At 41.3% G+C, this 1,095-nt stretch carries 1 protein-coding gene; it reads left to right on the forward strand.

Annotated elements, in window-relative coordinates; all coding sequences use genetic code 11:
• Nucleotides 1-522: 522 nt before the first annotated feature.
• Nucleotides 523-1,095, forward strand: a 573-nt coding sequence (locus tag R7O12_RS26465; RefSeq protein WP_318127044.1) for a Crp/Fnr family transcriptional regulator, incomplete at its 3' end; no start/stop codon positions are given.

Below are 1,095 nucleotides of genomic sequence, written 5' to 3' on the forward strand. Positions count from 1 at the left end.
GCCTTTTTCGATGAGTGAGAATGCTCGCTCCGGAGCTTCTCCAAACACTTTATACAGTCCCTTAACTTCCAGTATGGGATCCATGTTAATTGTCCTTTGTTATGTGTTTATCACGAGTTAACGTTTTGTACTCTAATTAAATTGATAAAAGTTTTCAAATGATTGGCTTGGCTTATTGATGTTCTGTGATCATATTTTTCGTAGTAATGAACTTTCGTTGTTTTATTGATAAATCTTTTTAAAACAACTAGTTATGAATGTGTTCGTTTGTGTTTTTAGGCGATAAACACGACGTTGAATTTATTTTTAAGTTTTTAATACATGTCGGCACAGTAGGGTTGCATATTTATTGCTCAGTCTTTAGAGGCAGAAAGAATAGTGAAATGATTAGAGTTCAAATCTGTGTTTGGAAGAAACAAACATAACATGATGAGGTAAGCAGAAGTCTTAGCGTTATCTGTTGCTTATGCTAAATCGAGATGATATTGATCTGGTTACTTTAGGCAACGCATGGAATAAAGAATGGAAGCCGAGCAGTTAGAAGTACTCAATTTCATTAGCCAACATCCTCCTTTCGATGAACTGCCAGAAGAGCAGTTAAAAAAAATCGCCATTCATGCAGAAGTGGCGTATTTCCGTCAAGGTACCGACATCCTCAAATTTGGCGATACGATTCGCGACTTGTATATGGTACGCAGTGGAGCGGTAGAGATTTATCGACGCAAAGGTGAACTTTATAACCGTATTGATGCTGGTGGCCTGTTCGGGCAAATGGGGTTGCTCATGAACAACCGCGTTCGTATGCCAGCAAAAGCGATAGAAGACACCTTGGTGTATTGCATTCCTGAGAACATCTTCAACGAACTTTGCGACGAGTTTGAAAACTTCGCGGATTTTATGGAGCTCGAAGATAGCGCTCGGCTTCGCAATGCGATCTCTAGTCGCTCCGATGGCAATGATTTAACAACCGCAAAAGCGCGTAAAATCCTGACTCGTGACCCTGTGACGCTCGAAGCGACCGCTTCTATTCAAGAAGCTGCAAGCCTAATGGCAGAAGAAAACGTCACCGCCTTGCTCATCGTCCGCCCAACCGAA

The sequence above is a fragment of the Vibrio sp. Vb1574 genome (assembly GCF_033338675.1).